Source organism: Dyella sp., from assembly GCF_035508675.1.
Taxonomy (GTDB): domain Bacteria; phylum Pseudomonadota; class Gammaproteobacteria; order Xanthomonadales; family Rhodanobacteraceae; genus Dyella_B.
Genome location: NZ_DATJMN010000340.1, coordinates 1 through 3,819, shown reverse-complemented (window position 1 = coordinate 3,819; position 3,819 = coordinate 1). Strand labels below are relative to the sequence as shown.

General features: G+C 61.6%; 3 protein-coding genes and 1 pseudogene. 1 reads left to right on the top strand and 3 read right to left on the bottom strand.

The genetic code is table 11. From position 1 onward, the window contains the following. Positions 1-265 (bottom strand): annotated as a pseudogene (locus VMA74_RS18090) (OmpA family protein); the annotation flags it as partial. Between the two features lie 856 nt (positions 266-1,121). Here VMA74_RS18090 and VMA74_RS18085 point away from each other — a divergent pair. Continuing rightward, positions 1,122-2,003 carry a ferritin-like domain-containing protein gene (locus VMA74_RS18085; RefSeq protein ID WP_325369503.1) on the top strand — a complete coding sequence of 294 codons (882 nt, stop codon included), beginning with the start codon at positions 1,122-1,124 and terminating at the stop codon, positions 2,001-2,003. 88 nt (positions 2,004-2,091) lie between these two features. On the opposite strand, the gene VMA74_RS18080 is transcribed toward VMA74_RS18085, so the two are convergent. Together VMA74_RS18080 and VMA74_RS18075 are read right to left on the bottom strand one after the other, a co-directional pair. After that, positions 2,092-3,063 carry a DMT family transporter gene (locus tag VMA74_RS18080; protein ID WP_325369501.1) on the bottom strand — a complete coding sequence of 324 codons (972 nt, stop codon included), beginning with the start codon at positions 3,061-3,063 and terminating at the stop codon, positions 2,092-2,094. Positions 3,064-3,110: 47 nt separating this feature from the next. After that, a partial coding sequence (locus tag VMA74_RS18075; RefSeq protein ID WP_325369499.1) for an AraC family transcriptional regulator occupies positions 3,111-3,819 on the bottom strand: 709 nt, incomplete at its 5' end.

Genomic DNA, 3,819 nt, shown 5'->3' with positions numbered 1-3,819 from the left:
GATCGGCTTTGTCAAAGGCGAAGTGCGACGCCGTCTCCACCCTGATGCGCCCGCTCATTTGCGCAATCCTTGCATCGTACTGGGCGAAGCGCTGCTGCATCTGCTGCGTCAGGCTATCGATTTCCTGTTGCTGTTTCTGCTGATTGGAACGCAGCTCGGCGATGGATGCATCGAAATCGGCCTTCTTGACGTAACCCTGGCATCCACCCAGTGCGATGGTCAGCACGCCCAGGCCCACATAAGCAACACGTTGATAGGAACGCATGGGACAGTCCTCCTCAACGAAAGAGACAAAACCGTCGCTTCAATGTAGAAAGAGTCGTTTTCCGCGTATTGATCCATATCACTGAAAGCGCTCTCTTATGAGGCGCGCGAAGGACACGACCCCAACTTTTTCGAGCATTCATTGGACCTGATGGCGATCAAGCCGTGTATACGGCGCGCGACCATGCGTTGCACGATCAACGGCAAGGCAGGCCGACCATGGGCCGCAAACTGATCATCTACTACAGCCGCTCGAATGCCACTTGAACGCCGGCGGGAGAGCTCGTCAAGGATCTGGGTGCGGACGTGGTTGCTCTGCAAGAGCAGCGGTCGAGAGCCGGCTTGACGGGATACATGCGTTTGTTATGGGATGCGTCGCGTGGCGTGGGTCGTGCAGCATGCCCGATGCGACATTAATTCAACGACTTAGGGCATCTCGCGAGGAGTGGTCTTTTTCGTTGTGGGTGCAGGGCTTCTAGTACCTGAGACACGGGTCAGCCGCCCGTCATCCGCGATGCTCTTGGGCTTGCTGATCTACGTCTGCCCCCATGATGTGCATTCCAGTTGCAATATCCCGCGCATTTCGGCAGCGATTCAGCACGGAATGTGGAGTCGCTGCTCGTGCAAGTGTTGATGGGCTCGCGAGATGAAGGCGCGAACGCTGGCACACCTCACTGGATGGCATGGAGTGACTTTGGGTGTGGCTGAGCTCACTTGAATCCACATTGAAACGTCCACGACAGCAAACATGCGATATGTCTTGTGCCGGCCCATACTGTCACCCCCTTGCATGCATCGTCCTTGCCCCTATTTGGGACAATTGGCTCACTTCCTCCCTCGACTCCGACATTTTGCCCATGACCACGAAGATCAAAGCCGGTTCGGAAGCGCACAAGGCGCTTTTCTGCAAGCAATTCATGGACACATACCAGGATTACGATCCTGAAACCTTGCCATGGCCAACGCTGAGCGATGCCGACCTGCAACGCCTGCGCGGCGTGCCTTTCTGGCAGGAGGTCTATCACACGGAGCGCCGCGCCGGCGCCATCGTCGATGCGTTTACGCCACAGGTCACCGATCCGGCGGTGCGCGAAGCCATCGCCCTGCAGGGTTTCGAGGAGCGCCGGCATGCGGATCTGATCCGCGTGATGATCGAGCGCTATGACATCGAAGCGACGGCGCAACCACTGGAAACATTGCCGAATGATCTGGAAACCGCGTTCATCGATTTCGGTTTCGGCGAATGCCTGGATTCGTTCCTGGGTTTCGGCGCGTTCAAGACAGCGCGGCAGTCGGAGTTTTTGCCCGATAGCCTGTTCGATATCTTCGACATGCTGATGTTCGAGGAAACCCGGCACATCGTGTTCTTCATCAACTACATGGCCTGGCGCGAAAAGCAACGTGGCCTGGGGCCGGTACGGCGCACCATGAAATCCCTGCGCTTCTACGGCCGCGCCGGCAATCGGCTGATGGGCATGGTCAAGCGCGGCCAGGATGCGAACGACGGCAAGGATTTCGCCGTGACACAGACCAACCTGTTCCTGGAAGGTTTTTCGTTCAAGAGCTTTGTCGAAGACTGCTATCGCGAGAATGCACGCCGCATGAGCGTGTTCGATCCGGATTTGATGCAGCCGCGCCTGTTGCCGGCAGTTGCGGGGCTGGCCTTGCGCGGCCTGAAGGCGTGGGATGCGGCGCGCTCGCCGTGGCGCAAACCGGACGCGGTGGATCAATCGGCTTGAATTGCCAATAGCGACGAATGGATGAAAAAAGCCCGGCGCTCATGCCGGGCTTTTTTGTTGATGGCAGATATCGAGGCCTGCGCGAGGCTCACAAACGCTCTGCCTCCCCGTACTCCACCGGTACCGGCTTCACCCTTGCCGCCCACACCACGCCCGCCACCAGCAGCACGATGCCGAGCATGGACTGTGCACCCGGCAGTTTCCCCCGCAAGGCAAAGGCGTAGCTCAACGCCGCCAGGGTTTCGAACACGATCAGCTGTCCGGCGATCGCAGTGGGCAATCGCTGGCTGGCTTCGTTCCAGCAGGTGGTACCCAGCCACGAAGCGAACAGGCCGATGGCCGCCATCAGCGCGATGAAAGCGGCGGGGCGCGGGCCGAACGGCATGGAAAACCCGCTGCCGCCGGCATGCATGCTGAGCCACAGCAGCGCGTAGCCGGTGAGCGCCAATGGCAAGGTGGCAACGCCTTGCGCAGTGGCCCAGGTGCGCGGGTTGCGGCCGGGATGATGACGCAGCCAGTCGGCGTTGCGCAGCGGATACCACGTCCAGCACGCCACGGAAATGAGGGCGAGCAGCGCGCCAGTGGCATAACGCACTAATTCGGCATGGTGCTGGATGCGCAGCGCCGACAACTCCGCCTGGTTCACCAAGCCGACGCCCACGGCAATCAACAGCAAGGACGGCGCCAGGCGCGCCCATGGCAAACGGCCATCCCGGTGCGCATTGCGCCGATTGGCGGCGATTGCGATCACCACCGGCAGCGTGCCGATGATCATGGTGGGCAGTGGGGCGCCTGCGCGCTGGATCGCCGCAGCCAGGCATACGTAATAAACCAGGTTACCCACCGTGGCGAGCTTCAAGGCTTCCACCCAGTCGGCGCGGCTGAGCTGGCGCAACGCGGCGCGATCCAGCCACGCCAGCGGCAGCGCAATCAGGCCGAAAGCAAGATAGCGGCCCACCGATTGCAGCGCAGCCGGGTATTCGGGCAGCAGCAGCGGGCCGACGAAAACCAGCCCCCACATCAAGCCGGCGATGAGTGCGTAAAGTGTTCCTATCCACATGGCGTGCAGTATCGGCGCTACGCCAATCGCCGTCTTGTACGAGATTGCTATCGCTGCAAGGCGCGCTGGTAGCGTGCCGGCGTGGTGCCGTAGCGGCGCGCGAAGGCGCGCGTGAGATGGGCCTGGTCGGTCAACCCGGTCACCGCGGCAACTTGGGCCGGCGCTTCCCCGGTGGCCAGCAGGCGCTTGGCCGCGGACAATCGCAAAGCCATCAGCATCTGCTGCGGCGTCGCGTGATGGCGTGCCTGGAACTGGCGCAGAAAATGGAAGGGGCTTAAGCCTGCGACGGCAGCGAGTTCGTCCAGCGTGACGCGCCTGGCCAGATGTGTGCGCAGGTATTCGATCACTGGTGCAAAGCGCGACGGCGGTTCGGCATGCGCTGCATGCGGTACGCGTGCATGGCGGCGGAACTCATCTAAAAGTCGAAACAGCAGGCTGTCGAAAGCGAGCGGCTCGCGCGCCTGCCAGAGTGCGTCGAGCAGCACGGTGATGGATCGCGCGCGCGCCGCATCGGCATGCACCGCATCGCCGAACCACCAGCCGGATTCACCCATCACTTCGGCCACCACGGCTTGCTCGATGTAGACCATGCGATAGCGCCAACCGCCGTCGGTCTCGGCGCAGCCGGTGTGCAATTCATCCGGATTCATCAGCACCAGCGAATCGGGCGGCGCCAGATGCTCGGCGCCACGATAGCGAAAGCGCTCTACGCCGGATTCGATCGCGCCCAGCCCGAAGCCTTCATGCACGTGCGGC